The organism is Acidobacteriaceae bacterium (genome assembly GCA_028283655.1).
Classification (GTDB): domain Bacteria; phylum Acidobacteriota; class Terriglobia; order Terriglobales; family Acidobacteriaceae; genus Granulicella.
Genome location: JAPWKE010000003.1, coordinates 2,891,767 through 2,916,807 on the forward strand (window position 1 = coordinate 2,891,767; position 25,041 = coordinate 2,916,807).

A 25,041-nucleotide genomic window follows, 5' to 3' on the forward strand; every position below is an offset into this window, starting at 1 on the left:
GAAAGGTCACGACAATGAAGATGACAAAACTAGCTGCAAAGATAACTCTTGCCACTCTGCTGGCCGCTCCGGTCGCTTCCATCGCTCAGACCGTGCACCAGGACGCGAAACGCGCCCAGGATCGCTCTGACAAACGCCACCACACCACGGCCAAGGTCGTCGGAGGTTCGGCAGTTGGCGGCGCGGTCGTCGGAGGCCTGGTCGGAGGCGGTAAAGGTGCTGTAATCGGCGGCGCAGTCGGAGCAGGAGGCGGTCTGCTGGCCGATAAGGCACGCAAGAACCACGACGTGAAGAAGCGCGAGCGGAACGGGCATTACTAGAGCGCACGAGCGCGATGTGGCTGCTGTGCGGTGTTAGAACAGCCGGGAAGATTTGTGAATCCGGAGGCAACCCTGCGGCGTCGTATCAGGTGTAACGGGAGAACGTTCCGCTCGAGCGAAACAGCTACCCGGATTGGAGAGCCGCATGAAGTTGACACGCTATGTGTTCGCTGCGGCCTTGATCCTGGCGCCGGCAGTTGCATCTGCCAAACCGGTCATCATCGCCGCCCACCCGACAACGGTCACGATTCACGACCGCTCGCCGAAGCCGCACACGATTCACGACATCAGCGCACATAGATAAGTTTTGCGCCGAACACAAACGAAAAGCCCGCCACGCGAAACTGCGAGACGGGCTTCACTGTTTCTGCTGCAGATTGATCAGCTTTTCGCAGAGCGCACGTTGCGAAGAAACGCACCCAGCCGCGCAGGGTCTTTTTTGCCCGGAGAAGCCTCCGTACCGCTCGCCACATCGACTCCATAAGGCGCAAAGCAGCCGATCGCCGCAGCAACGTTCTCCGGCCGCAAACCACCGGCAACGATCAGCTTTACCTCTGTCGCAGTCTCGGCCCAAACACGCGCCACAATGCGCTGTGCCGTCTCCCAGTCAAACGTCACGCCAAGCCCGCCAGACGCGCCTGACTTCACGGCATCAAGCAGCACCGCGTCAATAGCAGGCTGAGCCACGGCTGCCCGCAGCGCAGACTCAAACGCATCTTCCCCGCCAGATTCAAAACCCACCACCTGAATCAACCGCACGCGGCCTTCGAACGCTTCGTTCAGCGCAGCGATCAGGGCCGGGCGAACAGCGCCGTGCATCTGCACGCCGCTCAAGCCGCTCGCAGACACAGCGGCGATGATCTCTGCAGCGTTATCCGTTGCAAAGATGCCGATGCGTTCAACGCTCTCCGGCAACTGCGAGGTGATCGCCGCTACCTGCTCCGCGTTCACCTGGCGCTTTGACGCTGCGAAGACAAAGCCAACAGCGTCGGCACCAAGCTCTGCTGCGAGCTTCGCGTCGGCAGCGCTAGTGTTCGCGCAGATCTTCACCCACGTCATGCAAGCAGCTCCCGCAGAGCATCGCCGGGGCACTCTGCACGCATCAGCGACTCACCGATCAGAAACGCGTCGAAGCCAGCCGCACGCATGCGCTGCACATCGTCGCGACCGCCGATACCGCTCTCCGCCACCTTGATCACATCCACCGGCAACTGCGACGCCAACTCAATTGCGCGGTCGAGTGAGACATGAAACGTCTTTAGATCGCGAGTATTTACGCCCACGCACTCGCAGTCGAGCACACGCGCGCGATCCAGCTCTTCCTGGTCGTGAACCTCACACAGCACGTCGAGCCCAAGACGCCGGGCTTCGGCACGAAGCGTACGCAGCTCGTTGTCATCCAGTGCAGCAACGATCAGCAGAATCGCATCTGCGCCGTTGGCCCGCGCCTCCAGCACTTGAAACGGATCGACCATGAAGTCTTTGCGCAGCAGAGGAATCTTCACCGCAGCGCGCGCCGCACGCAGATTCACCAGCGAGCCCTGAAAGTACGGCTCATCGGTCAGCACACTCAGCACGGCAGCACCCGCCTCTTCCAGCTCCACGGCGAGCGCCGAGGGGTCGAACTCCGCACGGATCAGCCCCTTCGAAGGCGACGCCTTCTTTAGCTCCGCGATCACAGCCGGGCCAACCTTGGCACGCTCGCGCAGGGCCTGCGCAAAGCCACGCGGCGTATGCTCGGCCGCAGCCTGCTCCATCGCGGCCCAGTCAGTCTCGGCCTTGCGGCGTTCTACGTCCTTGCGATGCCAGGCAACAATCTCTGGCAAATACATCTTCTTTTCAAGTTCAGCAGCAGCACTCATCCTTCCTATGATGCAACGACTGCGCTGCAATAAACACTCCCAACAGCCCGCCGCGCCATCGAACCTGCAATTTGAACCGTTCCGTGCGAATCTTCACCATTCACATTTTTTCTTGCGCACAGGATATCGGACTGAAGTAGTCTTACTTCAGCAAGACGGTGGTTCTGGGGAAGTCTTTTGGCGAAGCATCCCCGGAAATCCACGAGATTGACTATGAAGATTCGGCTGGCGAGGGCTTTCTGAGGGGAAAGCGGCGTCGCTTGCCGGGTCGCCGGAGAAGACCGAAATGAGTGAACGCAGAAAGTTTAAGATCCAGCGCGCGCTGGGACTTGAGTTGCCAGGACTGGGCAAGCCCGGAGCCCTCGAACTGAATCCCCTCCCCCCGGGCCAGCACGGCGGCGCCCATACCCGTCGCAAGCTCAGCGAGTACGGCCTGCAGCTTCGTGAAAAGCAGAAGGTCCTCTTCCACTACGGCCTGCGCGAAGAGCAGCTCCGCCGCTTTGTGCGCGACGCCCGCCGCATCTCCCCCTCAAACTGGATTGAAGCGCTGATCGGCCTGCTGGAACGCCGCGTGGACAACATCGTCTTTCGCGCCGGCTTCGGACGCTCGATCGCCTCGGCACGGCAGCTTGTGAACCACGGCCATGTGCTGGTGAACGGTAAGCGCCTGACGATTGGCTCAGCGGTGCTGCGTCCCGGCGACACGGTCGAACTGACCGAGTACGCCAAGGGCCCGATGACCGAAGACAGCCGCCAGTCGCCCCGCCTCCCGCTGCCGGAGTTCCTGCAGTTTGGTGAAAACAACAACACACGCGCCACGCTGATTGCGCTTCCTGCTGCGCGGCACATTCCGTTTGCGTTCGAGCCACAGCGCGTGGCCGAGTACTACGCGCAGAGAGGTGTCTAACAAGATGGCCCAGCCGATTTCCGCACCGACGACGAACCCAACGCACCCGGCCAGCCAGCAGTCGCTGGCCAGCGCCGAGGGCCTTGGCAGCATCACGCAATGCTCCTGCGGCACGCTGAGCCTGAATGTTCAGGCGTTCAGTCTGCGGCTTGACCTGGAAAGCTTCGCGCGCCTGTTGCTGATGTGCTCGGAGGCGATGGAGGCCGTCGAGCGCGGAATCAAGGCAGACGCCACAACTTTGTCGAAGCTCATCCACTAGGGCTGCAGACAAACGAAAGCCGCCGGGGCAGTCTTTTGGCGAAGCACCCCAGCGGCCTTGAGATCGACATTCCGAAGAAGGCCGAATGTGTTCGATGATACGCGGAAGCCACGCGGACACGAGCGTTTCCCGCCAAACCAACCGATTTCCCTCACATGACACCATCCGCGTCGGCCTTATGCTGGAACCATGATCCGCACAGTCGCCGTTCAGGGTTATCGTTCGCTGCGAGACTTGGTTCTCCCGCTTGGACAGCTCACGGTGGTCACTGGTGCAAACGGAAGTGGCAAATCGAGCGTCTACCGCTCCCTGCGCCTCCTTGCCGATGTGGCCCAAAACGCCGTCGTCTCTTCGCTTGCACGCGAGGGAGGCCTTCCATCCACCTTCTGGGCAGGCCCAGAGACCATCGCACGCAGCGTACGCCAGGGCTTGTATGAACCAGAACCGCTCCAGCGCGATCACTCAGCCAGCTTGAAGCTCGGATTCGGCGGCGACGAATACGGCTACAGCATCGACCTTGGATATCCAACACCAGCCCGTTCGATGTTCCAGCTTGATCCGCGCATCAAGCGCGAATGTCTATGGTACGGCCCGCTATACCGGCGCGCGTCAGCACTTGTCGAACGTCGCAATAACTTTGTATGGCTCTCGACCACGAGCGACGAAGAGCCGACAATGCTGACGCAGCACCTCGACGACACCGATAGTATGCTCGCTTCCGTGGCCGATCCGCAGCGAGCGCCAGAGATGCTTTCCCTGCGTGAGTCCGTTCGAGGCTGGCGTTTCTATGATCACTTCCGTAGCGACTCCGACGCTCCCGCAAGAGCTTCTCAAATTGGCACATGGAGTCCTGTCCTACAGCACGACGGAAGCAATCTCGCAGCCGCACTGCAAACCATCATCGAAATACGCTCCGACAACGCGTTGGCGACCACCCTAGACGACGCATTTCCGGGCAGTCGCCTCCACATTGACGCCGCAAATGGACGCTTCCATCTGAACCTGCAGCAGCATGGCCTTCTCCGCTCGCTAGCCGCGGCGGAGCTATCTGATGGAACGCTTCGCTACCTGCTGCTCGTCGCCGCGCTTCTCACACCGCGCCCACCGCAGCTCATGGTCCTCAACGAACCGGAAACAAGTCTCCACCCCGATCTACTCCCAGCACTTGCGCGCCTAATCCTCGCGGCGGCAAAGCAAACCCAGATCATCGTGGTCTCTCACGCACAAGCTCTGATCACACCACTCACGAACTCCTCTTCATGCAGCCATCTGCACCTGCAGAAAGACTTCGGCGAGACCGTGCTTAGCAGCGAAACGTTATTCAACAAGCCGAAGTGGGAGTGGCCCAAGCGATAAAGAACATGAAAAAGCCGGATGCAGGAACATCCCTGCATCCGGCTTTCTATCTACTTCTAGTTGTTACGCCTTGCCTGCCAACTGACGCAGCACATACTGCAAAATGCCGCCGTGCTGGTAGTAGAGGATCTCCTGCGGGGTGTCGATACGGACCGTTGCGGAGAACTCGATGGTCTTGCCTTCGTTGTTCTCTGCAATCACCGCGACCGTCTTGCCGTCGGCGAACTTCGCATCGAGCATCGCCTTCAGGCCGACAACTTCGAAGATCTCCTCGCCCGTGAGACTGAGCGATTCGACGTTCTGCCCTGCGACAAACTGCAGCGGCAAAATGCCCATGCCCACCAAGTTTGAACGATGGATACGCTCGTAGCTTTCGGCGATTACGAACTTGATGCCAAGCAGTCGCGGGCCCTTCGCAGCCCAGTCACGTGAGGAGCCCGAACCGTACTCCTTACCCGCAAGGATCGCGAGCGGAGTGCCACGACGTGCGTACTCCACCGAAGCGTCGTAGATGCTCATGCCTTCGCCTTCGGGCAGCAGACGTGTCACGCCGCCTTCCGTGCCAGGAGCAAGCTTGTTACGCAGACGAACGTTCGCAAACGTGCCGCGCACCATGACCTCGTGGTTGCCACGACGCGAGCCGTAGCTATTGAAGTCGGAAGGCTTCACGCCGTTCTCACTGAGGTACTTGCCCGCAGGCCCGTTCAGCTTGATCGAACCAGCAGGCGAGATGTGGTCAGTCGTGACCGAGTCACCCAGCACCGCCAGCACGCGTGCGCCCTTGATCTCCACGACATCCGCCGGGATCGCCGGCATGCCATCGAAGTACGGAGCCTTGCGGATGTAGGTCGAGTCCAGCTCCCAGCCGTAGGTGTCGCCGGAGGGGAACTGCAGGTGCTGCCAGTTGGCATCTCCGTCGCTCACCTTCGCGTACTGCGTCTTGAACATCTCGGAGTCAATCGAAGCATGGACCGCTTCGGAGACTTCCTTCTGCGTCGGCCAGATGTCCTTCAGGAAGACTGGCTGGCCGTTCTTGCCCTTGCCCAGCGCGTCCTTCACGAAGTCATGCGAGATGTGCCCCGCGAGCGCATAGGCCACGACGAGCGGTGGCGACATCAGGTAGTTCGCACGCACCTCCGGCGAGATGCGGCCTTCAAAGTTGCGATTGCCCGAAAGTACCGAGACCGCCACGAGGCTGTGCTCTTCAATCGACTTCGACACATCCGTCGGCAGCGGGCCGGAGTTACCGATGCACGTCGTGCAACCGTAGCCGACCACCTGGAAGCGCAGAGCGTCGAGGTACTGCAGCAGACCGGCACGCGTGTAGTAATCCGTCACCACACGCGAACCCGGCGCAAGTGAAGTCTTCACCCACGGTGGCGTGGTCAAGCCCGCTTCTACAGCCTTCTTCGCGAGCAGGCCAGCAGCCATCATCACGTAGGGGTTGGAGGTGTTCGTGCAGGATGTGATCGCCGCGATGACGATCGAGCCATCGTTCAGATACTTGTCCGGGTCGACGCCAAAGCGTGCGGAAACAGAGTTCGCAGGAGCCACAACCTCCTTGCCGGAGTCACTCTCATTCTCGTGCGTGGTCACATTCACCAGCACGCTTACGGGCACAGCGGGTGCCGGAGCTCCTTCACTGCTGGTCACATCTCCGGTCAGCGAAGCGTGTCCGCCCTCACCTTCCCAACGCACCAACTGGCGCGCCGCAACCTTGTTCGCGTTCGGTCCCTGCAATGCCGGAAGCTGCTTGGCAAAGCTCGCAGGCGTTTCGCTCAGCAACACTCGGTCCTGCGGACGCTTCGGTCCTGCGACGCTCGGCTCCACCGTTGCCAGATCGAGCTGTAACGTCGTGGAGTACTCCGCTTCGGGAGCATCCGCCGTATGGAACATACCCTGCGCCCTGTAGTACTGCTCGGCGAGTGCGATCTGTTCGTCGCTACGTCCAGTCAGACGCAGGTAGTTCAACGTCTCTGCATCGACCGGAAAGATGCCGCAGGTCGCACCATACTCTGGCGCCATGTTCGCAATCGTCGCACGATCAGCGAGCGGAAGCTCTGCCACTCCGGGGCCGTAGAACTCCACAAACTTGCCGACAACGCCAAGCTTGCGCAGCATCTCCGTGACGGTGAGCACGAGATCGGTCGCGGTGGTGCCTTCGCGAAGCTTGCCCATCAGCTTGAAGCCGACAACCTGCGGCAGCAGCATGGAGACCGGCTGGCCCAGCATCGCGGCCTCTGCCTCAATGCCGCCAACACCCCAGCCCAGAACCGCAAGACCGTTCACCATGGTGGTGTGCGAGTCCGTGCCGACCAGCGTGTCGGGATAAGCGGTCACCGAACCATCCGCTTCGGTCTTGGTGAAGACAACGCGTGCGAGGTACTCGAGGTTCACCTGGTGGCAAATGCCCATGCCCGGCGGTACGGCCGAGAAGTTGTTGAACGCTGTCTGTCCCCACTTCAGGAAGGCGTAGCGCTCGCGGTTGCGCTGGAACTCAAGCGCCGCGTTCAGGTCGTAGGCGTTCGCCGCGCCGTACTCGTCCACCTGCACCGAGTGGTCGATGACGAGCTCTGCGGGCTGCAGCGGATTGATCTTCTGCGGGTCGCCGCCCAACACCTTCATCGCATCGCGCATGGCCGCGAGATCGACAATGGCAGGCACGCCGGTGAAGTCCTGCATCAACACACGGGCGGGCATGTACGCGATCTCGCGCGAGGGCTCCGCTTCCGGGTCCCATGTGGCGAGAAACTGGATATCGTCTGCGGTGACGGTGACACCGTCTTCGAGGCGCAGCAGATTTTCCAGCAACACCTTCAGCGAGTAAGGCAGCTTGCTCAGCACGATGCCGTTCTTGCCATCGAGTGCGGGCAGCGAAAAGTAGTTGATCGTCTTGCCGCCGGACACAAGCGTCGCGGCAGATCCAAAGCTGTTCGGGTGGTTCGTCGTAGCCATTAGAGGGTCCGTTCTCCTCGGCTTCCCTTACGGAGTACAGGAAGCCAGTCAGTGCCGCGCACTCACAGAAAACACTTGCAAGCAGCGGGCGAAACTCAGGTTATGCAGAGAGAAGCGAGCGGGAAAGAGCCCTAGCGGCCGCGATCGTGGCGGCCCCGGCGAAATCGCTTTAGGAGGCACAGGCTCATGCAGGTCATCTTACGCCAAAGACCACAACGCTCGTCCACACTCCCACAAGCCACGGGGTTACCAACCCTGGCGATATCAACCCCGATGCGCTGTTTGTAATTTTCTGTCGCCGAAAGAAGCATTTTTGGCATCCAACCATCCCTGTACGGCGAATAAGTACGGAGAAACATGCAGCATCCCGGGCCCTCTCTCGCCGAAGGAGTTTTTCATGAGCACGACCACAACACCCCGCTGGCAGCGTCTTCCGCTGCGTTCGATGCTGGTAGCCGCACTGGCCTGTCCCCTGGCTCTCACACTCGCCGGATGCAACGGCTGCAACTCCAGCCAGATGGCTCCGATCACCAGTGGGGCGAACTCCGCGCAGGACCCGGCCATGGCCAACATGGCAGCCGACAGCTACAACGCTCCAGCAGGCGGCACAGCAGCACTACCCACCGCCGTCGCAGGCCAGCAGCAGAGCTACACCACGCAGCAGAGCGGAGAATCCTACGGCGAGCCAGCTGCGGAGGATCAGTCTTCGATCTACGCCACCCAGGCTCCGCCGCCGCTGCCTGAGTATGATCAGCCGCCCGCACCTGCGGACAATTACCTCTGGACGCCCGGCTACTGGGGCTATGAAAACACCGGCTACTACTGGGTACCCGGCGCATGGGTCGCTGCTCCCTACTACGGCGCGCTCTGGACCCCGCCCTACTGGGGCTGGTACGGCAACCGCTACTGGTTCCACCGTGGCTACTGGGGCCCGCACGTCGGCTTCTACGGCGGCGTTAACTACGGCTTTGGCTACATCGGTACAGGCTACTGGGGCGGTTACTGGCACGGGAATGACTTCTGGTACAACCGTTCCGTCACCCGCGTCGGCGGCATTCGCAACGTGTATGACCGCAACGTGGTCTACAACAACGTTCGCTATGGCATGCAGCCCAACAATCGCGTCAGCTACAACGGCGGACGTGGCGGCATCAACCAGGCTCCACGTGCTTCCGAACGCAACGCCATGCAGGAGCGCCACGAAGGCCCGACGTCAGCGCAGACCCAGATGCACAACGAAGCGAGAAACAACCGCTCGCAGTTTGCGTCCAACAACGGCGGACGTCCCGGGACGATGGCCCAGGCGCACGGCATCGGTAACGTCAACAGCATTCACGCCACGCCTGCTGGCGTAAACCCCGGTCGTGCAGGCATGAACGGCAGAACCGGAGGCCAGAACGCAGAGCACGGCCAGCAGAACAACGCGCAGGCAGCTCACGGCGGCGCGATGAACAGCGGCAACCATGCAGCGACGGGAAACAACGTGCAGCGTGGTGCCGAGAATCGTACTGCCGAGACGCACAACGCGGCTCCGGCAGCACATACGCAGGCTCCAGCGGGCAACGTGCAGCACGGGGGCGAGCAAAACCGCGGCGCAGAAAACCACGGACAGCAGTCCGGCGCAACAAGGCACACCGCGGTACAGCAATCCCATGTCGAGCAATCTCGTGGGCAGCAACCTCGTACCGAAGCCGCTCGTCCGCAGCAGCAGGCTCGGCCTCAGCAGCAGCGTAGTGCTCCGCAAGAGCATGCCGCTCCACAACAACGCGCGGCTCCGCAACAGCATGCCGCTCCTCAGCAGCACGCAGCGCCTCAGCAACACGCTGCTCCAGCTGCCCATGCGGGTGGCGGTGGTGGCGAACATGGTGGACACCACTAAATCCAACCCCACTCCAACGCAGGAAAGCCCGCTCATTGAGCGGGCTTTCCTGCGTTTACACCATAATAAGTTGACCTTACCCCGTCGCCACCTGAACCAGCAGCACCGCATTCAAGGCCAGGATCAACCCCGCAATCGTCCATCCGGCGATGCGCGTGCGACGTGCCGAGAAGAAGTCACCCATCACGCTCTTGCGCTGCGTCAGCAGCAGCAGAGGAATGAGCGCCGCAGGAAGAGTGAAGCTCAACAACACTTGTGAGCCGATGAGAATCTTCAGCGGGTCCCACCCTGCACCGATCACGATCAGCGCGGGAACCACCGTAATGAAGCGCCGCAGGAAGATCGGGAACTTCACCTCGAGGAAGCCCTCAATAATTACCTGCCCAGCCATCACACCAACCGTCGAACTCGAAAGCCCGGAGCACAACAGAGCGACGGCAAACACCACCGCCGCACCACGTCCCAGCAGCGGCCCCAGCGTGCGATACGCGTCCTGAATCGTCGGCGAAAACGACGGCCCACGGAACATCGCGACCGCCGCCATCACAATCATCGCGGAGTTGATCAGCCATGCGCCGTTCATCGCGACGAAGACCTCGATCAGCTCAAAGTGCAGGTACTGCCTCAGGATGTTCGGCAGCGCCCGCTTCGGCGGCGGAGCCAACTCTGTCAACCGCGGCTGCACCAGCGCAGAGTGCAGATAGATCACATGCGGCATCACCGTCGCGCCCAGCATTCCCACCGCGGCATAGACGCTTCCGCTCAACGCATGACGGTCGAACGTCGGCACGAGCGCGGCAAAAAACGCGCGCTGCCAGTCAGGATGCACCAGGAAGACTTCGAAGCCGTAACAAAGGCCGATCACGCCGACCAGCCCCATGATGCCGCGCTCCAGCCACTGGTAGCCCGCGAGGTCGAGCGCAAGGATCGCAAAGACCGCAACCGTAGCAATCAGGGCCGCAAACATCAGCGAACCAATCGCCGAGAATCCATGCGCCATCAGCGCAGGTCCCATCAGTAGATCGAGCCCCATCGCCGCGCCCAGGAACTCCGCGAGGTCCGTAGCGACGGCGGAAATCTCCGCCGCCACCCACAGCCAGAAGCTGGTGCGCTTGCCAAAGTGCGTGCGGCAGTTCTGCGGCAGGGTTTTGCCGGTCACAATGCCAAGCTTCGCGCTCAGATACTGGATCAGGATTGCCATGGCGTTTGACCACAACAACACCCACAGCAGACGGTAGCCAAACTGCGCTCCGCCGAGAATGTTGGTGGCAAAGTTGCCGGGGTCGATGTACGCAACGGACGCAACAAAGGCTGGCCCGAAGTACGAGCGAAGACGGTCAGCGCGGAAGGCCGACGCGCGCTCGATTCGCGAGGTCGCTGCAGCCTCAGCAGACGGTGACTGCGCCAGTTCAGCCTGGGCGCTTGGGTCGGCGTCAGCGGGGCCGGAGTGAAGTTCTGCCATTGTTACGCAGTATAGTCGCGGGTTTCCACACAGACCACATAACGCAGCACGACAGAAGCTTCCCCGGTACCCCGTTAAAGCTTGTCAACAAACGTCTCTGGCTTACTGTCCTGTCGATCCAAAGCCGCCCGTACCGCGAGGCGCTTCGGCCAATGTATCGGTCTCCTCAAACATCGCTTCGATACGACGCACGATGCGAAGCTGAGCGATGCGATGTCCCGGTGCGACCATCTGCGGCTCAGCCGAAAGATTCGTCAACACAATCTTCAACTCGCCGCGATAGCCCGGATCGATCACGCCCGCAAGCGTCGTAATGCCACGAATCGCCAGCCCGGAACGGTCCTCCACCAGAGCGCCGTGCGTCGAGGGCAGCTCCATTGCGAGGCCCGTACGCACGGCCAGCGTCATACCCGGCGCCAGCGTGGCGGCCTCCGCTGCAAAGAGGTCAGCCGCGAGGTCTCCGTAGGGGCCGATATGCGCATAACGAGGCATCTGGGCGTTAGGCAAAAGGCGCTGCACGAGGATGCGCGGACGTTCGATGTTTTCGGTGGTGCTCATGAAGACAGTATAGGGAGCGGAAAGGCGAGGAGGTAAGGAGAGCAGGAAAGGCAAGGAGAGCAGGAAAGGCAAAGAGAGTAGGCGGCCACGGAAGCGCGCAACCTGCGTCCTTGCCTCTCCTATTTCCTCGCCCTTCCTACTCCTTCGCTTCTCTCGCTCGACTCTGCGCCGAGCGGAAGAGATACACACCCAGCACGCAGATCAGCGGCTCCATCGGGTAGCGGAACCTCGCCTGAATCGTGACCAGGTAGTACGGGATCGGCATCAGCAGAAAAACCCAGAACATCATCCACGCGCCGGGCACGCGGCGTTTCAAAGCCAACGCCAAGCCAAAGAGCCCGCACAACGAGACGATGCCGTAGTTCCACAGCCGCAACGTCTCGGGCACCACCTTTGCGTCCGAAGGATGCCGCCAGATGAACCAGAAGTACTGCAGGCGATACGCCGTAAACTTGGCATAGAGATCCGGCCGGGCCTTGATGTGCTCGATCGCTTCTTTCTGCCGCATCTTTGCGTACTTCACCTCACCCATCTGCTGGAAGAGTTTGAACTCCGGGTCGGTCGGCGAGAGCGGAACGGCAGCTCCCCACGGCAACGCATCGTGATACCAGACCGTCGCGTTCCAAAGCTCAATGCCGAAGTTCGACCGCGCTGGAATGAACGCGTGCATCGTGCGTTCGTTACGCACAATCCACGGCACTAGACAGACCCACACCATCAGGAAGCTCAGAACAGCACCAAGCCAGGCGCGACCATAACTTTTCTGCGGCCACAGAATCCAACCCACAACACCCGGCCAGCAGATCAGCAGCGTGGTGTTCGACAGCGCGAGCAGGCCCCAGCAGAGCCCCATCATCAGCCACCGTCCCAGCGTGCTGGCTTCGCGCGAATCCTCGTGGACACCTTCGCCCACAGCGCGCAGACGCAGCGCAAAGACCACCGCCCAGGTAAAGAGCATCGTGGAAAGCGACATCTCCCAGATCCAGTGCATCGGGTACTGGATCACTTCTGGATGCAGCGCCCACAGCCACGCCGCCCACACCGCTACCGGGGCAGCCATGGTCGAGACACGACGGGCCAGCCCGCGAGAGTCAAAGCACCGCTTTGCAATTTCATACACCGCCGGAATCGTCGCCGCAGAGAAGACCGAGTCGATCACCATGATGGCGAAAACACTCAGCTTCGTATACACACCAAAGACCTTGAAGCAGCCCGCCATCAGTAGTGGGAACAGCGGCGCCAGCCATGCCGTCGGCCCGCTGGGCGCGTTGAACGGGCTGGAGTACCCGTGGCCGGTCACCACATTGCGCGCAATGCGCCCGGCCTCATAGCCAAACTCCCAGTGGTCGTCGCGCACGCGCACCTTGTAGCTATGCGCGACCACAATGCAAAGAATGCGGACGACGAGACCGACCCAGAAAATGTTGCGTGGGCGTTCGTACCAGCGGGAGGGAACAGCAGAGGCCATGGAGAAAAGGGTATAGGGTGCAACGTTCGGGGAGTAGCGGACAAGTGGCCCGATAGCACCATTCCCTGTGCAAACCTGATTCCGGGCAAACAAGTATTTGCGAATCGGCAAAAATCCGGTATACTCAGATGGTTTGGCGAAGCTGTCTCACTATATGGGCAGCTGGGCTAGTGGGCAGACCGGCGCGCAGGTACGAATGCGCTTCCTGAGTGTTCCGGCCGGGATTCAGTTCCCTCCCTCACATACAGGTTTTGTAAGTTCAGGCAGATGCGGATTACCGCGTCCGCAAAAGGAAACAGTCATGTACGCAGTGATCCGCACCGGCGGGAAGCAATACCGCGTCGCTCCTGGCGACACCGTAAAGATTGAGAAGTCCGAGCACGAAAACGGCTCGCTCGAGTTCTCCGACGTCCTCGCCGTCTCTGGCGAAGAGGGCAAGTTTGAGCAGGAACTGACGGGCGCGAAGGTGCTCGCCAGCGTTGTCGGCGAAGGCCGCGGCGAAAAGATCCTCGTGTTCCATTACAAGCGTAAGAAGCAGTACAAGAAGCTGCAGGGCCACCGCCAGAGCTTCGTCGAAGTAAAAATCAACGAGATTCAGGTGAACGGCAAGAGCTTCAAGGCCTAAGCCGTACATTTATAAGGGGTTTTTCAAATGGCACATAAAAAAGGTCTTGGTTCTTCCAAAAACGGCCGCGATTCAAATGCACAGCGCCTCGGCGTAAAGCGCTTTGGCGGCGAAACCGTCACCGGCGGCTCCATCCTGGTTCGCCAGCGTGGCACACCGCTGAAGGCTGGCCTCAACGTCGGCCGTGGTTCTGACGACACGCTCTTCGCGAAGATCGATGGCGTCGTCAAGTTCCAGGATAAGGGCCAGAAGGGCCGCTTCGTCTCCATCGAGCCGATCGCAGTCGCCTAAGCTCTACACCGATTCACGAAAAAGCCCGCGCCATGCGCGGGCTTTTTTCGTTCTATGAAAGAACCTCCCAAATGGGAGATGACATGCGAAACGACTCTGGATATGCTGGCTTCACTTTGCTACTGACCTCAGGGGATGTAGCGAACAAAACTCCCTCGGCCGCTGAGTAGTACAACGCCGATGAAACGTCCCTGCCTCGGCAGGGACGTTTTGTTTGTTGCCCACAAAAAGCAGCGCCTAACGCACCAATTCGTGGAAGGCCTCGCGGGCCGCAGCCAGAATCGCCGCTACTTCCGCTTCACCGATAGACGTCGAGACAAACGCTGCCTCGTACTGGCTCGGCGGCAGCCACACGCCGCGCTCAAGCATCGCGCGATGGAAGCGACCAAACAGTTGCGAGTCAGAGGTTGCAGCGGACGCAAAATCCGTCACGGCGTTCGGCGTGAAAAACAAGGTGAACATGCTGCCGACGCGGTTCGTCGTCAGAGCAATGCCCTGCTCTGCTGCCAGCCGTGCCACACCCTCTGCAATGGCAGCCGTCGTCTGCTCCAGCAGCGGATAGATCTCTGCCTTGTGCGCCAACAGATAGCTCAGCGTGGCGATACCGGCCGCCATCGCCAGCGGGTTTCCGCTCAGCGTTCCGGCCTGGTAGACCGGCCCCAGCGGCGCAAGCTTCTCCATAATCTCCGCACGGCCGCCGAAGACACCCACTGGCAGCCCGCCCCCGACGATCTTCCCCAGCGTCGTCAGGTCAGGCTGCAACTCCGTCGTGTTGAAGCCGAAGAGCTCCTGCGCTCCACCCGCTGCCAGCCGGAAACCGGTCATTACCTCATCGAAGATCAGCAGTGCACCTTCGCGGCGGGTAATCTCGCGCAGACCGTGCAGGAAGCCTTCTGCCGGGGCGATCGTCCCAGCGTTGCCAACGACCGGCTCCAGAATCACGCCCGCAATCAGTTCAGGGTGCGAGGCAAACGCCGCCTCCACCGCAGCGAGATCGTTGTACGGTAACGCGAGCGTGTGCATCGCCGTCTCCGCCGGAACGCCCGCAGAGCCGGGAATCCCAAAGGTTGCGACACCGGAGCCGGCCTTCACCAGCAACGCGTCGGCGTGGCCGTGGTAGCAGCCCTCAAACTTGATCAGAAACGGACGCCCCGTATACCCTCGGGCCAGCCGGATCGCCGACATGCAGGCCTCCGTGCCCGAGCTGACAAAGCGCATCTTCTCCATGCTCGGGAAGCACTGCTGCACCAACGCCGCAAGCTCAGCCTCCGCCGGGGTCGACGCGCCAAATGACGCGGAGCGCGCCGCCGCCTCCTGGATCGCCTTCACCGCAGGCGGAAACGCATGGCCCAGCAGCATCGGGCCCCACGAGCCAAAAAGATCGACGTACCGGTTGCCGTCCGCGTCCGTCAGATACGCGCCCTCGGCGCTGGTAACAAACGGCGGATGCCCGCCGACGGCGCGAAACGCGCGCACAGGAGAGTCCACTCCACCGGGAAGAATGGCTTCGGCACGCTGCTGCAACTGTTGGGATTTCTCAAGCGAAAACGGCATAGAGCCAGTATAGGTGCGGCCCTCGAGAACGTCTTTGCACCACCTCCGAGGCAACAGGGGCAAGGGCTTGGGGCCAGTTTTTTTCTTCACACAAGCGCACGATTCTTCGCCTATTCTTCGCTTACATTGAGAGGGAGAAACGGAGGAGCAACCATGACAGGACGAGCCGTAAACCGGGCCTTGCCGCTCGAACAGGAGTACGCATCGCCAGCGCACCAGCGGGTCTCCGAAGCCAAGGATCGCGTTCGCGGACTGGCTCGCCGCACCTTCTCCAAGAACGTTCTTAGCGAACTCGGCGGCTTCGCCGGACTCTTCGCTCTCGATACCGTGCGCTTCCCCGACCCCGTGCTCGTGGCCTCTGCCGACGGCATCGGCTCGAAGCTGCAGCTTGCCGCCTCTCTAGGCCTGCACGCCAGCGTCGCCGCCGACCTGGTGAACCACTGCGCCAACGACCTTGCCGTGCAGGGCGCCACGCCGCTCTTCTTTCTCGACCACATCTCTGCGGGCAAGCTCAACGCCGACGTCGTGCAGCAGGTCGCTCAGGGACTTGTGGACGCCTGCAAAGCGAACAACATGGCATTACTGGGTGGAGAGACTGCCGAGATGCCTGCGCTCTTCCGCGGCGACGCCAGCTACGAACTCGCAGGCTTTGCCATCGGCGTCGCCAGCCGTTCGCAACTCATCACCGGCCAGCAGATCGAAGAGGGCGACGTACTGCTCGCTCTGCCCTCCACCGGCCTGCACAGTGAGGGCTACTCGCTGGCGCAACGCCTGCTCTTCGACGAAGCGAAGTACACCGCCGGGCAGTACGTCCCGGCGATCGGCGACAAGGTCGGCGCAGCGTTGATGCGGCCGCATCGTTCCTACGTCGCCGCCATTCGCAAGCTGTTGCCGAAGACCCGCGGCCTGGCACACATCACCGGCGGAGGCCTGAGCGCAAACCTTCCGCGCGTGTTGCCCAAAGGTCTCGGCGCGGAGGTCAACCTCGCCTCCTGGGAACCACCACCGCTCTTCGAACATCTCGCCCAGCTAGGCGCTCTATCGCGACCGGAGATGCTCGCCACGTTCAATATGGGAATCGGTCTGGTAGTAATTCTTCCTGCCGCTGAAGTAAAGGCCGCGCGTCTGATACTCTCTCGCATAAACGAAAAGAGCTTTGTGCTGGGTCGCATCGTTCGAAGCTCGCAAAAGAACGTTGTTTATCGCTAAGCCACGGCAGCGCAGCGAAAACACCCCGAGGTTCCTCTTGTCTGTACTGTGGCATTGCCTTGCATCCCACCCGCTGAGAACAGGACGCCTTTGAACGACAACACGCTTCTGGAACACGCCGACAGTGGAGCGGAAATCCGCCCCACACGACTCGCCTTTCTTATTTCCGGCAGCGCCTCACATGTGCTGGCCGTTCGCGACGCCATCCGCGATGGAGTCCTACGCCACTGCGAGATCGCCATCGTGGTCTGCAATATCCCCGGAGCCAAAGGAGCAGAAGATACCCGCGCTGCGGGCCTGCAAACCGTCACCATGGAAGGCCGCGGCCGCGAACAGCGGGACCACGAAGATGCCATCGACGCTCTACTGCGACGACTGCGCGTAGACATCGTCTGCATGGCTGGCTACCTGCGCACGCTCAGCTCAGGCTTTCTCCGCCAATGGGAGGGTCGCGTGCTCGGCGTTCACGCCTCGCTGCTTCCTGCCTTTGCCCGCTCACATCCGGTGGAACAGGCCCTCGAGTACGGCGTCCACATCACCGGTTGCACCGTCTTCCTGCTCAACGACTCGCTCGATGGGGGCGCCATTGTGGCCCAGCGTGTCGTCGAAATCGACGACGACGACACGACCGCAAGCCTCAGCGCAAAGCTGCTGCTCGAAGAGCACCGGACCTACATCACCGCGCTCGAACGCTACCTCTCCGGGCAGTATGAGTTCTCAGGACGCCGCTTCCGCCGCACGCCCCAACTCGTGGAGAGCGAAGCCTAACGTCCTAATCCGTGCAGCTCATTCACCGGCCCCAACGTCAGCAGCAGCGTAAAGCCGAGCAGCACCACCAGTGCCGAGAAGTAGATCATCGTGCCAGTGTGCGGCTTCTCAGGCGCGTCGTTGGTAAAGCAACGCCACACCATGCCCGCACCCACAATGGCGAACATCCACTGCGTCACCGGCGCAAACAGATCGCCGCCAGCCGCGTTCAGGGTCAGCCCAAAGAAGAGGAAGCAGACAGAAGCGATGAGCCCACGCTGCAGACGGCTCAGCGCGTACACAGCCTTTGAGCCATCCAGCCCGGCCACCGGCAGCAGGTTGAACAGGTTGATCCACGCACCGACGTTCGCCAGCACCAGGAAGAGAGGATGTCCGAAGATCCACCACAACAGCACGCAGAAAAGTGCCGCAAAAAGCCCATACAGCGGCCCGGCCAGTGAAACAGCCGCGAGCTCTTCCCGCGAGATCGCCCCGGAGAACCAACGCACGTATCCGCCCACGAACGGAATCAGTACCGGCAACTCCGGCTTGTAGCCTCGGCGGCGCAGCACGATGTAGTGGCCAAACTCATGCAATACCAGCGAAAGAGTAAAACCCAGCGCAAACTTCCAGCTGAAGAGCACCCAGTAAAACGCGAAGAATCCCAGAAAGCCGAGCAGAAACTTCAGCTTGAAGAGCACAAAGATCCAGCTCTTCACCTTGATCAGAAAGAGCGCTACAGGAGCAAATGGTCCCAACCGCTTCTTCCACTTCGTTTCGCGGTCCTGCTCTTTTTTCAGATGCGCATCGATCGTAGCGATGTGTTCGCGGATGCGCTCCGCCTGCTGAGCGTCGCCGGGCAGCCAACGCTCCGCCTCCAGCCAACGCTGCCGCGCGTCGGGCAGCTTACCGGCCTGCTCGGCCGTCTGTGCCAAATGCGCCAGGGCAGCCAGATGCTGGCCGTAAACCAGCGTATGGCACTCCGGGCAAGCCAGCACATTGCCTTCGCCAAGCCACATCTCGCATCCCGGGCAGTTATGGATCGCTGCGGGGTCGGTAACACCGTTTTCGGCGGCTTCCGCGTTCAAAAACTCATCGGACATCGTGCTTCCATTTTAGGCTGGAGCAGTCCAAAACCCATGGCGCCCCGACAACACTTCAAGTAGCGCTTCAGGTCGATGTTTACTACCCTGGTTCCCCGTTGCCTGGGCGATATCACTTTGGGGAACCCGACAAAGCACTCTTGCTGGAGGGTGCTGCCGACCTATACTGAGCCTGTTCGATGGCTACGCATCATCCAATTCGCAAGCTCGTACCCGCCACGCCGGAGATCCCGGACAAGCTGTACTTCCGGATCGGCGACGTCGCTCGTCTCTGCGAAGTGCCGGCCTACGTTCTCCGCTTCTGGGAGACAGAGTTTCCGCAACTGAAGCCGAACAAGGGTGGCAGCGGCCAGCGTCTCTATCGCCGCCGCGATGTCGAGATGGCGATGCGCATCAAGAGCCTTCTCTACGACCAGGGCTACACCATTCCCGGCGCAAGGCAGGTCTTCAAGAACGAAACCCGTCCGGCAGAACTCGGCCCCACGATCGCATCGTCCGCGTTGGCTGAGGCCGAAGTCGCCCCAGTACCCGCCATGGAAGCCGCAACAGTCTCCACTCCACGACTGACTCCTGTAAGCGACGCCGAGCGCGACCGTACCTTGAACGCTCTGCGCGCAGAGATGCGCTCGCTGCTCAATCAGCTGGCAAAGCCGGTCCCCGCTGCGCACACGCCTCTCGAAAGCAAGGTGCAGACGATGCGCCCTCGGCTCGTGCTCGAAAAGCCTGCAATGCCTCGCCTCGAGACAACGATGAAGCCCAAGCTGCAGATCACACCCCAGCGCGATCTCTTCGGCGTCTCCGATGACGGCAACGACGGCCCGATGGCCTGCTGATTCGCTACAAGCTCACTCAGATATACGAAGGCCCGGAGATCACTCCGGGCCTTCGTGGTTTTAGCCAGCCGCTTTCAGACTACGGACGAACACCGACCGTGCCGTTCTTCAGCGCGAGCGAGATCGGAGTCACCGTCGGAGCCGCCGAACCCACCATCTCAAAGATCGAGTTCTGCGCTGCTGCCGAGGTGCTCGTTGCTCCGTTTGCGACCCAGACGTTCCCGGAAGGATCGACCGCGATGCCGTTCTGCGTCGACATGCCCGTATGTTGGAAGCCCACGGAGCCTGTCGTGGGCGAAAGAATCGTGCCCGTCGTTGTGATCGCCGAGATGCTCGTCGTGCCACGGTTAGTGAACCAGGCATTGTTATTGCCATCCACCGCAACGTAGCGTGGCGTAGCGAATGAAGCAGACGACCCCAGGCTCGTTCCCGTGCCACCGACAATATAGGTCACCGAGCTGACACCGTTATCGCTCACCCACATGCCACCGCCGCTACCTGCAGCCAGGCCATACGGGGTCGAGATCGTTCCCGAAGTGATCGGCGTATACGTCACCGCCAGCGAGCTGTCGTTGGTCGAGGTGCAAGGTCCGGTCGTGCACGACCCCGGCGTGATTGCCGAAGCCTGCAGCACCTGAGCCGAAGCAGTAGAACCTTGCGCGAGGAACAGGTTGCCTGTCGTCGTCAACGCCGCATACTGGTTGATGCTGTTGAACGGGTAGCGATACTGGCTGCTCGCAGCCAGCGTGCCGCCAAGGTACTCTTCAAAACCGTACGTCGTACCCGAGTTATGCGAGACGAAGATGTTGTTGCTCCCATCGATCGCAATGCCATACGGCTGGCTGCCGACAGCAATATAGGAGCCGGTAGAGGACGTCGGATTCCACTGGAACAGATAGCCGCTACCCGAACTGGTCGTCACATAAACATTGTTGTTTGTATCGATCGCCAGATTGCGAGGTGAAGCCGCCGCCATGCTCGCCGGCGAAGTCGCTCCCGAGCTGAACGGATTCACCAGCGGCGTTCCGTTCGGGCTAAACTCCGTCATCGACTCCGTCGCAGTTGCAGAGCTGTTGTAGTTGATGATCCAGACGTTGCCACCCGAGTCCACGGCGATGCCGTTCGCTCCATTGATCAGCGTCTGCGTCGCACTCAGGCCAGCCGAGAAGTTGACACCCAGCGACCAGTCATTCGGCGTGCCCGACAGCGAGTTGGCAATGTACGGCGAAGTCGCCGTCTGCAAACCATAGAGCGTAGACAGGCCCAGCGTCGGATTCAGATTCATCATCACCGCAGCCTGGAACGTGTCGGTCGGCGTCGTTCCACCACTGGGCGTAATGCCACCGAAGAGCGTCGCGCACGGCGAGTCGCCGCTGCCATCCGAGTTCACACACGCCGCGAGGATGTTCGCGACCGTGTTCAGCTTCGCAGCCTCGGGCGTCACGGTAATGCTGCCCAGCGAGCTGGTAAGCGTCTTCGTCGTCACCGCATTGCCATCGGCCGAACCAGCCAGGTTCGCCACCGTGCCAAACGCATTCGCCAGCCCAAGCTGCGCCTGCGTCGTGTTCGGAGCGCCAATCACACCACTTGCCGAAAGCCCTGTTGTGGACGTCGTCGCGAACTGCGATAGCGAGTAAGCCGCAGCCGCCGTCGTCACTTCGTTGATCCATACATAGCTCGAGCTCTGCAGCGCCGAGCAGGTGCTGAACGCCAGCACAAGCTTGATTGCCGCGTTGTTGGTGCCGGAGCTCAGCCCCGGATTGCCACCCGTCGCCACCACATACACCGGCTCCGTTGACGAGGCGCAGGTGTACGTGCCCGTCAGGTTAAAGAAGCCATTGCTATCGGTCGTGGCCGAGCTCGTAGAGACCAGCGTTGCACCCGTTCCATAGCCCGTCGTGCCGGGCGTGTAGACCTGAATCGTCGAGCCAATCACAGGCTGCAGACCACCGAAAGCGCGGCCCTTGATCGCAAGCGTTCCGTTCGAGGCTTCCGGCCCGGAGAGGTTCAGCGTCCCCAGCGCGCATCCGCTGAGTACAGGTACGAGCGCGAGCAAAGCTGCGCTGGAGAGCAGGTTCGCAGGGCGCGAGGCAAAGCGTGACATCTTCATCGGTATCTCCCAGAAATTGAGGTACTGCCATTGCTGCCGGACAAGCCGGGGTGCACGCAACGGCGGACCCTGCAGATCAGCACACGTCGGTCGCGTATGTTCCTGAAAACTCTCAACGGAGCTCTCACACAGGGAACAGGGGATGCCTTGAAAGGCACTCAAAATTCGCGACGCAAAACACCCATGGCAAAACTGCCGGATGCTTATACGCGATCACGCTGACACGTGACAAGAAAATCTATCGATCTGTTTGACAGGAGCTCCGCAAGCAACACTCGCATCCCGACACAACCCACAGACGCAAGCCCGCAGACAGAAAAGAGAGTGCCCAAAGCCTCTCGGCTTCCGGCACTCCCTTGGGAAAAGCGATGAGCCTGAAGGTTCATCACGGCTTAGTCCTTGTACGGATCAAACTCATCCGCGCCGGCCATCGCCACGCCATGCGGCGTGAGCGTATGCAACACGCGCACCGTGTCCCCCTGCGCCTGCAACACCTCGTCCAGGCGCTTGTAGCAATGCGGTGACTCATCCAGGCCGCCGCCCTTTAGCACGACGTTCGAACGCTGCAGCCACTCCTGCATCATCTCCGGCTTCACGAGTCCCTCACGCTTGACCGCACCAGTCTTGCGGTCGCGAACACCCGCAGCCTGCTTACGGCCCATCACGCGACCAGCTCCGTGAACAGTCGAGCACAGCGACGCACGCTGCTCCTCGGCGATGAGGCGACCTGCTTCGGTCGTCACATCCGGCATTACGCCTTCGAGAATCACCGACTGCTCGCCCATCGTACCGCCGACAAACCCACGCTGCCCAGCGAACGCGGGAGTCGCGCCCTTACGGCACACCCAGAGTTGCTTGCCATCGTGCTCTTCGAGCCACGCGAAGTTGTGATGGTTGTGTACCTCTTCCACAACCGGAGCGCCAAGCAAACGAGCCACACGATCGCACACCCAGTCGCGACCGGCATAGGCATACGCTCCTCCAAGCTGCATCGCAGCGATGTACTGCTGCCCGAGGTCGGAATCAACGTCGAGCCACACAGGATCGACCATCATGCCGTCCTTCGCTCCCGCGGCCTTCAGGAACCATGTCGCAATGCCATGCCCAAGTCCGCGCGAACCGAAGTGCACGCCTACCCACACGCGATCTTCTTCATCCGTGAAGAGGTCGACATAGTGGTTGCCGCTGCCGATAGTGCCAAGCTGCGCTTCCGCCTTGCGCTTCAGCGGCGAGGCCGCATCTGTCGCCCAGCCAGGGTGGCCGTCACGCTCAAACAACGCATGTTCGACGCGTTCACTGTTCTTACGGCCGACACCGAAGCTGAGCGTGCGCCAGATCTCGTCCATCAAACGGTGAACGTTCGCCCGCAACTCGCTGCCCGGCATGTCGAGCCGCACAGCCTTGTTACCGCAGGCAATGTCGAAGCCCACGGCAGTCGGGCTGATGCGCGTTTCGCTCGCGATGACGCCGCCAATCGGCACGCCATAACCAAGGTGGCCATCAGCCATCAGGGCGAAGCGATCGGCTGTCTGCGCGCACAAACGCGCCTGCTCCAGGGTGTTTGCTTCGTGTTCTCCGAATACGGGGATGTTGTCCAAAATCTTCATGATTGATCCATGATTCCTTTCTGGCCGCTGGCTGGTTGTAGCCCGCTTGTCTTGTTACAAACACGACCGAGGTTGTGTTGCGCCTTCACTGCTCCTCAGTTCAACGCAAAGAAAAGGCCCAGGCTTGTCAGCCTGGGCTCGGTGGTTACGCGGTGATCGCTAGACCTTGTCTAAGACCAACCTCGCGTGAAAATCCAAACCGAGCCAGATGCACGATAGCCCGCAAACGCTTTGCGCGTTTGTGGTGCGAGCGAGATGTGCTGATTCATGGACACGGCTAATTCCTTGGTCGTGTAAGACCTCTGTGATTATGCCACAGGTTATTCGTAAACTTCGCGACGATGTCGAATGCGGATCACCGTAACGAGGATCTTGCCATCGTCAATCGTGTAGACGACACGATAGTCGCCGATGCGAATCCGATAAGTGGCCTCATCGCCTTTGAGCTTCTTGCACCCCGCAGGACGTGGATCATCCTGCAGAGCCTCGATCTTTGCGAAGATACGCGCGATCAAGGCATTCGGAAGTCGCTCAAGTTCTTTGCGAGCACTCTGCTTGATCTCAACGACGTACTGCGACTTAGCCACGCAGCTTTCCACTCGCTACGAGCGATGCTTTCACCTTCGCCAGCGATGTGCTCTTCTCAGTGCGACGCGCACGCGAGACGAGAACATCCTGAATGTCTTCCCACAGAGCCTTATGCACCTTGAGGTCGATCACCGCAGCGGTCTTATTGCCCTTCTCGTCGGTAAGAAACTGAACACCAGTCATGAGAACTCCGTGATTTGAACGTATGACCTCTAACAGTGAATGTCAAACAGAACAATGCCTACGTAAAGGTGCTAGCCTATCCGCGGACTCATGCAAGATCCGCAAAGCTTCGCCCTTGGCGTCCGCAGCGGCTTGCCACACTGATGACACGGAGGCCCATAGAGCGAAAGCCGATGATGCATGATTGCATTATGATGGCAGTCTTTCATCCCTGTGAGTTCTTCATAACGCGCACGAACCGACCGAAACCGATCATCGATAGAGTCGAGCGGTAGTCCGAGCGCCGCACGGACAGCCTTCGTGCTACGAATGCAAACGCTGTAAAGCTCCGCAACGGTCGCAAACTCCTCTTCATCTAGCATCGGCATATCCGAAGCGCATCGCCAACACTACATCATCTTCATTGACACACCCTTCCCGAGAGACTAGACGCTATCAAACAAAAACGCCCGAGCTTTCGCTCGGGCGTTTCATCTTGCAGCAAGCAGCTTACGAAGCAGCTTCTTCCGTTGCCGGAGCGATCTTCGCCGAAGCCACGGTCGCGGTTGCTTCGCCGATCTTGAAGCGTGCAAAGCGGCGCACCGAGATGTTCTCGCCGAGCTTCGCAACCTTCTGCGCAATGATCTGCGCGATCGTCATCGAAGCTTCCTTGATGAACGGCTGCTCGAGCAGGCAAACCTCTTCGTAGTACTTCGACATCTTGCCTTCGAGCATCTTCTCTACGATGTTCGCGGGCTTGCCGGAAGCAGCCGCCTGAGCGCGGTACACTTCCTTTTCCTTCTCGATGTCTTCTTCCGTCACTTCGTCCTTGCCGACATACTTCGGGTCGACAGCGGCGATGTGCATCGCAATATCCTTTAGCAGGTTCTGGAAGTCATCCGTGCGGGCCACGAAGTCCGACTCGCAGTTCAGCTCGAGCAGAACACCGATCTTGCCGCCAGCGTGGATGTACGTTCCCACAGCGCCTTCGTTGGTCGAGCGCGAAGCCTTCTTCGCAGCCGACGCTACACCGCGCTTACGCAGTACAACGAATGCATCTTCCATGTCGCCCTTGGCTTCCTGCAGGGCCTTCAGGCAATCGCCCATCGGCGCGCCCGACTTCTCGCGCAGTTCCTTCACAAGCTTGGCATCAATCTTCACAGCTTCGGTCGTCGACATTTTTCTT

The 25,041-nt window shown here is 60.7% G+C and carries 24 protein-coding genes; 11 read left to right on the forward strand and 13 right to left on the reverse strand.

What is annotated here, in order from left to right; all coding sequences use genetic code 11:
• The first annotated feature begins 14 nt into the window (after positions 1-14).
• Complete coding sequence (locus PW792_15015) at positions 15-320, forward strand: hypothetical protein (GenBank protein ID MDE1163232.1); 306 nt, start codon at positions 15-17, stop codon at positions 318-320.
• Positions 321-465: 145 nt separating this feature from the next.
• Entirely contained in the window at positions 466-624 is a 159-nt protein-coding gene (locus PW792_15020) for a hypothetical protein (protein ID MDE1163233.1), read from the forward strand.
• A 77-nt stretch (positions 625-701) separates the two neighbouring features.
• Here the strand turns inward: PW792_15020 and PW792_15025 are convergent, their stop codons facing one another.
• Positions 702-1,379 (reverse strand): phosphoribosylanthranilate isomerase, encoded by a 678-nt coding sequence (locus PW792_15025; protein MDE1163234.1) that lies wholly within the window; start codon positions 1,377-1,379, stop codon positions 702-704.
• Complete coding sequence (trpC, locus tag PW792_15030) at positions 1,376-2,182, reverse strand: indole-3-glycerol phosphate synthase TrpC (GenBank protein MDE1163235.1); 807 nt, start codon at positions 2,180-2,182, stop codon at positions 1,376-1,378. Before trpC ends, PW792_15025 begins: the two co-directional genes overlap by 4 nt.
• A 286-nt stretch (positions 2,183-2,468) precedes the next feature.
• Here trpC and rpsD point away from each other — a divergent pair, with 286 nt between their 5' ends.
• The 3 genes from rpsD (at position 2,469) to PW792_15045 (ending at position 4,704) form a co-directional block, all read left to right on the forward strand.
• Positions 2,469-3,089 carry a 30S ribosomal protein S4 gene (gene rpsD, locus PW792_15035; GenBank protein MDE1163236.1) on the forward strand — a complete coding sequence of 207 codons (621 nt, stop codon included), beginning with the start codon at positions 2,469-2,471 and terminating at the stop codon, positions 3,087-3,089.
• Between the two features lie 4 nt (positions 3,090-3,093).
• Positions 3,094-3,348 (forward strand): hypothetical protein, encoded by a 255-nt coding sequence (locus tag PW792_15040; protein ID MDE1163237.1) that lies wholly within the window; start codon positions 3,094-3,096, stop codon positions 3,346-3,348.
• A gap of 189 nt (positions 3,349-3,537) precedes the next feature.
• The gene (locus PW792_15045) at positions 3,538-4,704 is read left to right on the forward strand and encodes an AAA family ATPase (protein MDE1163238.1); all 1,167 of its coding nucleotides are present in this window, start codon (positions 3,538-3,540) and stop codon (positions 4,702-4,704) included.
• 63 nt (positions 4,705-4,767) lie between these two features.
• On the opposite strand, the gene PW792_15050 is transcribed toward PW792_15045, so the two are convergent.
• Positions 4,768-7,659, reverse strand: a complete 2,892-nt coding sequence (locus PW792_15050) for an aconitate hydratase (GenBank protein ID MDE1163239.1) — start codon at positions 7,657-7,659, stop codon at positions 4,768-4,770.
• A 397-nt stretch (positions 7,660-8,056) separates the two neighbouring features.
• On the opposite strand from PW792_15050, the gene PW792_15055 reads away from it, so the two are divergent.
• Entirely contained in the window at positions 8,057-9,538 is a 1,482-nt protein-coding gene (locus tag PW792_15055; GenBank protein MDE1163240.1) for a hypothetical protein, read from the forward strand.
• Positions 9,539-9,614: 76 nt separating this feature from the next.
• On the opposite strand, the gene PW792_15060 is transcribed toward PW792_15055, so the two are convergent.
• The 3 genes from PW792_15060 to PW792_15070 form a co-directional block, all read right to left on the reverse strand.
• Complete coding sequence (locus PW792_15060) at positions 9,615-11,000, reverse strand: Nramp family divalent metal transporter (protein ID MDE1163241.1); 1,386 nt, start codon at positions 10,998-11,000, stop codon at positions 9,615-9,617.
• Positions 11,001-11,102: 102 nt separating this feature from the next.
• Positions 11,103-11,558 (reverse strand): dUTP diphosphatase, encoded by a 456-nt coding sequence (gene dut / locus PW792_15065; GenBank protein ID MDE1163242.1) that lies wholly within the window; start codon positions 11,556-11,558, stop codon positions 11,103-11,105.
• 136 nt (positions 11,559-11,694) lie between these two features.
• Positions 11,695-13,137: a hypothetical protein gene (locus PW792_15070; GenBank protein ID MDE1163243.1), complete on the reverse strand. Its 1,443-nt coding sequence runs from the start codon at positions 13,135-13,137 to the stop codon at positions 11,695-11,697.
• A 190-nt stretch (positions 13,138-13,327) separates the two neighbouring features.
• Here PW792_15070 and rplU point away from each other — a divergent pair, with 190 nt between their 5' ends.
• Both rplU and rpmA read left to right on the forward strand, forming a co-directional pair.
• A complete protein-coding gene (rplU, locus tag PW792_15075; GenBank protein MDE1163244.1) occupies positions 13,328-13,651 on the forward strand; it encodes a 50S ribosomal protein L21 in 324 nt (107 codons plus the stop codon).
• Between the two features lie 27 nt (positions 13,652-13,678).
• Positions 13,679-13,942, forward strand: a complete 264-nt coding sequence (rpmA, locus tag PW792_15080) for a 50S ribosomal protein L27 (protein ID MDE1163245.1) — start codon at positions 13,679-13,681, stop codon at positions 13,940-13,942.
• Between the two features lie 237 nt (positions 13,943-14,179).
• On the opposite strand, the gene hemL is transcribed toward rpmA, so the two are convergent.
• Positions 14,180-15,496 (reverse strand): glutamate-1-semialdehyde 2,1-aminomutase, encoded by a 1,317-nt coding sequence (gene hemL, locus PW792_15085; protein MDE1163246.1) that lies wholly within the window; start codon positions 15,494-15,496, stop codon positions 14,180-14,182.
• Positions 15,497-15,649: 153 nt separating this feature from the next.
• Between hemL and purM the strand changes: the two genes are divergently transcribed.
• Together purM and PW792_15095 are read left to right on the forward strand one after the other, a co-directional pair.
• A complete protein-coding gene (gene purM / locus PW792_15090) occupies positions 15,650-16,705 on the forward strand; it encodes a phosphoribosylformylglycinamidine cyclo-ligase (GenBank protein ID MDE1163247.1) in 1,056 nt (351 codons plus the stop codon).
• Between the two features lie 90 nt (positions 16,706-16,795).
• Positions 16,796-17,473 (forward strand): formyltransferase family protein, encoded by a 678-nt coding sequence (locus PW792_15095; protein MDE1163248.1) that lies wholly within the window; start codon positions 16,796-16,798, stop codon positions 17,471-17,473.
• On the opposite strand, the gene PW792_15100 is transcribed toward PW792_15095, so the two are convergent.
• Positions 17,470-18,555 carry a site-2 protease family protein gene (locus PW792_15100; protein MDE1163249.1) on the reverse strand — a complete coding sequence of 362 codons (1,086 nt, stop codon included), beginning with the start codon at positions 18,553-18,555 and terminating at the stop codon, positions 17,470-17,472. The two genes, PW792_15095 and PW792_15100, sit on opposite strands and share 4 nt — an antisense overlap.
• A 179-nt stretch (positions 18,556-18,734) precedes the next feature.
• Here PW792_15100 and PW792_15105 point away from each other — a divergent pair, with 179 nt between their 5' ends.
• Positions 18,735-19,388 carry a MerR family transcriptional regulator gene (locus tag PW792_15105; protein ID MDE1163250.1) on the forward strand — a complete coding sequence of 218 codons (654 nt, stop codon included), beginning with the start codon at positions 18,735-18,737 and terminating at the stop codon, positions 19,386-19,388.
• 79 nt (positions 19,389-19,467) lie between these two features.
• Here the strand turns inward: PW792_15105 and PW792_15110 are convergent, their stop codons facing one another.
• From PW792_15110 to tsf, 5 genes are all read right to left on the reverse strand, one after another.
• Entirely contained in the window at positions 19,468-21,498 is a 2,031-nt protein-coding gene (locus tag PW792_15110; GenBank protein ID MDE1163251.1) for a hypothetical protein, read from the reverse strand.
• A 392-nt stretch (positions 21,499-21,890) separates the two neighbouring features.
• Positions 21,891-23,105 (reverse strand): RtcB family protein, encoded by a 1,215-nt coding sequence (locus tag PW792_15115; protein ID MDE1163252.1) that lies wholly within the window; start codon positions 23,103-23,105, stop codon positions 21,891-21,893.
• Between the two features lie 320 nt (positions 23,106-23,425).
• Entirely contained in the window at positions 23,426-23,692 is a 267-nt protein-coding gene (locus PW792_15120; protein MDE1163253.1) for a type II toxin-antitoxin system RelE/ParE family toxin, read from the reverse strand.
• A complete protein-coding gene (locus PW792_15125; protein MDE1163254.1) occupies positions 23,685-23,876 on the reverse strand; it encodes a hypothetical protein in 192 nt (63 codons plus the stop codon). Before PW792_15125 ends, PW792_15120 begins: the two co-directional genes overlap by 8 nt.
• A 489-nt stretch (positions 23,877-24,365) precedes the next feature.
• On the reverse strand, positions 24,366-25,034 hold the full coding sequence (tsf, locus tag PW792_15130; GenBank protein ID MDE1163255.1) for a translation elongation factor Ts: 669 nt from the start codon (positions 25,032-25,034) through the stop codon (positions 24,366-24,368).
• Positions 25,035-25,041 lie beyond the last annotated feature (7 nt).

Excerpts from the sequence above, each read along its gene's own strand:
- PW792_15015 (MDE1163232.1), top strand. The coding sequence starts at position 15 with ATGAAGATGACAAAACTAGCTGCAAAGATAACTCTTGCCACTCTGCTG.
- PW792_15025 (MDE1163234.1), bottom strand. The coding sequence starts at position 1,379 with ATGACGTGGGTGAAGATCTGCGCGAACACTAGCGCTGCCGACGCGAAG.
- PW792_15105 (MDE1163250.1), top strand. The coding sequence starts at position 18,735 with ATGGCTACGCATCATCCAATTCGCAAGCTCGTACCCGCCACGCCGGAG.
- PW792_15055 (MDE1163240.1), top strand. The coding sequence starts at position 8,057 with ATGAGCACGACCACAACACCCCGCTGGCAGCGTCTTCCGCTGCGTTCG.
- PW792_15020 (MDE1163233.1), top strand. The coding sequence starts at position 466 with ATGAAGTTGACACGCTATGTGTTCGCTGCGGCCTTGATCCTGGCGCCG.
- PW792_15110 (MDE1163251.1), bottom strand. The coding sequence starts at position 21,498 with ATGAAGATGTCACGCTTTGCCTCGCGCCCTGCGAACCTGCTCTCCAGC.
- PW792_15060 (MDE1163241.1), bottom strand. The coding sequence starts at position 11,000 with ATGGCAGAACTTCACTCCGGCCCCGCTGACGCCGACCCAAGCGCCCAG.
- PW792_15050 (MDE1163239.1), bottom strand. The coding sequence starts at position 7,659 with ATGGCTACGACGAACCACCCGAACAGCTTTGGATCTGCCGCGACGCTT.
- PW792_15115 (MDE1163252.1), bottom strand. The coding sequence starts at position 23,105 with ATGAAGATTTTGGACAACATCCCCGTATTCGGAGAACACGAAGCAAAC.
- rpsD (MDE1163236.1), top strand. The coding sequence starts at position 2,469 with ATGAGTGAACGCAGAAAGTTTAAGATCCAGCGCGCGCTGGGACTTGAG.
- rplU (MDE1163244.1), top strand. The coding sequence starts at position 13,328 with ATGTACGCAGTGATCCGCACCGGCGGGAAGCAATACCGCGTCGCTCCT.
- PW792_15040 (MDE1163237.1), top strand. The coding sequence starts at position 3,094 with ATGGCCCAGCCGATTTCCGCACCGACGACGAACCCAACGCACCCGGCC.
- PW792_15045 (MDE1163238.1), top strand. The coding sequence starts at position 3,538 with ATGATCCGCACAGTCGCCGTTCAGGGTTATCGTTCGCTGCGAGACTTG.
- PW792_15125 (MDE1163254.1), bottom strand. The coding sequence starts at position 23,876 with ATGACTGGTGTTCAGTTTCTTACCGACGAGAAGGGCAATAAGACCGCT.
- PW792_15100 (MDE1163249.1), bottom strand. The coding sequence starts at position 18,555 with ATGTCCGATGAGTTTTTGAACGCGGAAGCCGCCGAAAACGGTGTTACC.
- trpC (MDE1163235.1), bottom strand. The coding sequence starts at position 2,182 with ATGAGTGCTGCTGCTGAACTTGAAAAGAAGATGTATTTGCCAGAGATT.
- purM (MDE1163247.1), top strand. The coding sequence starts at position 15,650 with ATGACAGGACGAGCCGTAAACCGGGCCTTGCCGCTCGAACAGGAGTAC.
- dut (MDE1163242.1), bottom strand. The coding sequence starts at position 11,558 with ATGAGCACCACCGAAAACATCGAACGTCCGCGCATCCTCGTGCAGCGC.
- hemL (MDE1163246.1), bottom strand. The coding sequence starts at position 15,496 with ATGCCGTTTTCGCTTGAGAAATCCCAACAGTTGCAGCAGCGTGCCGAA.
- tsf (MDE1163255.1), bottom strand. The coding sequence starts at position 25,034 with ATGTCGACGACCGAAGCTGTGAAGATTGATGCCAAGCTTGTGAAGGAA.
- rpmA (MDE1163245.1), top strand. The coding sequence starts at position 13,679 with ATGGCACATAAAAAAGGTCTTGGTTCTTCCAAAAACGGCCGCGATTCA.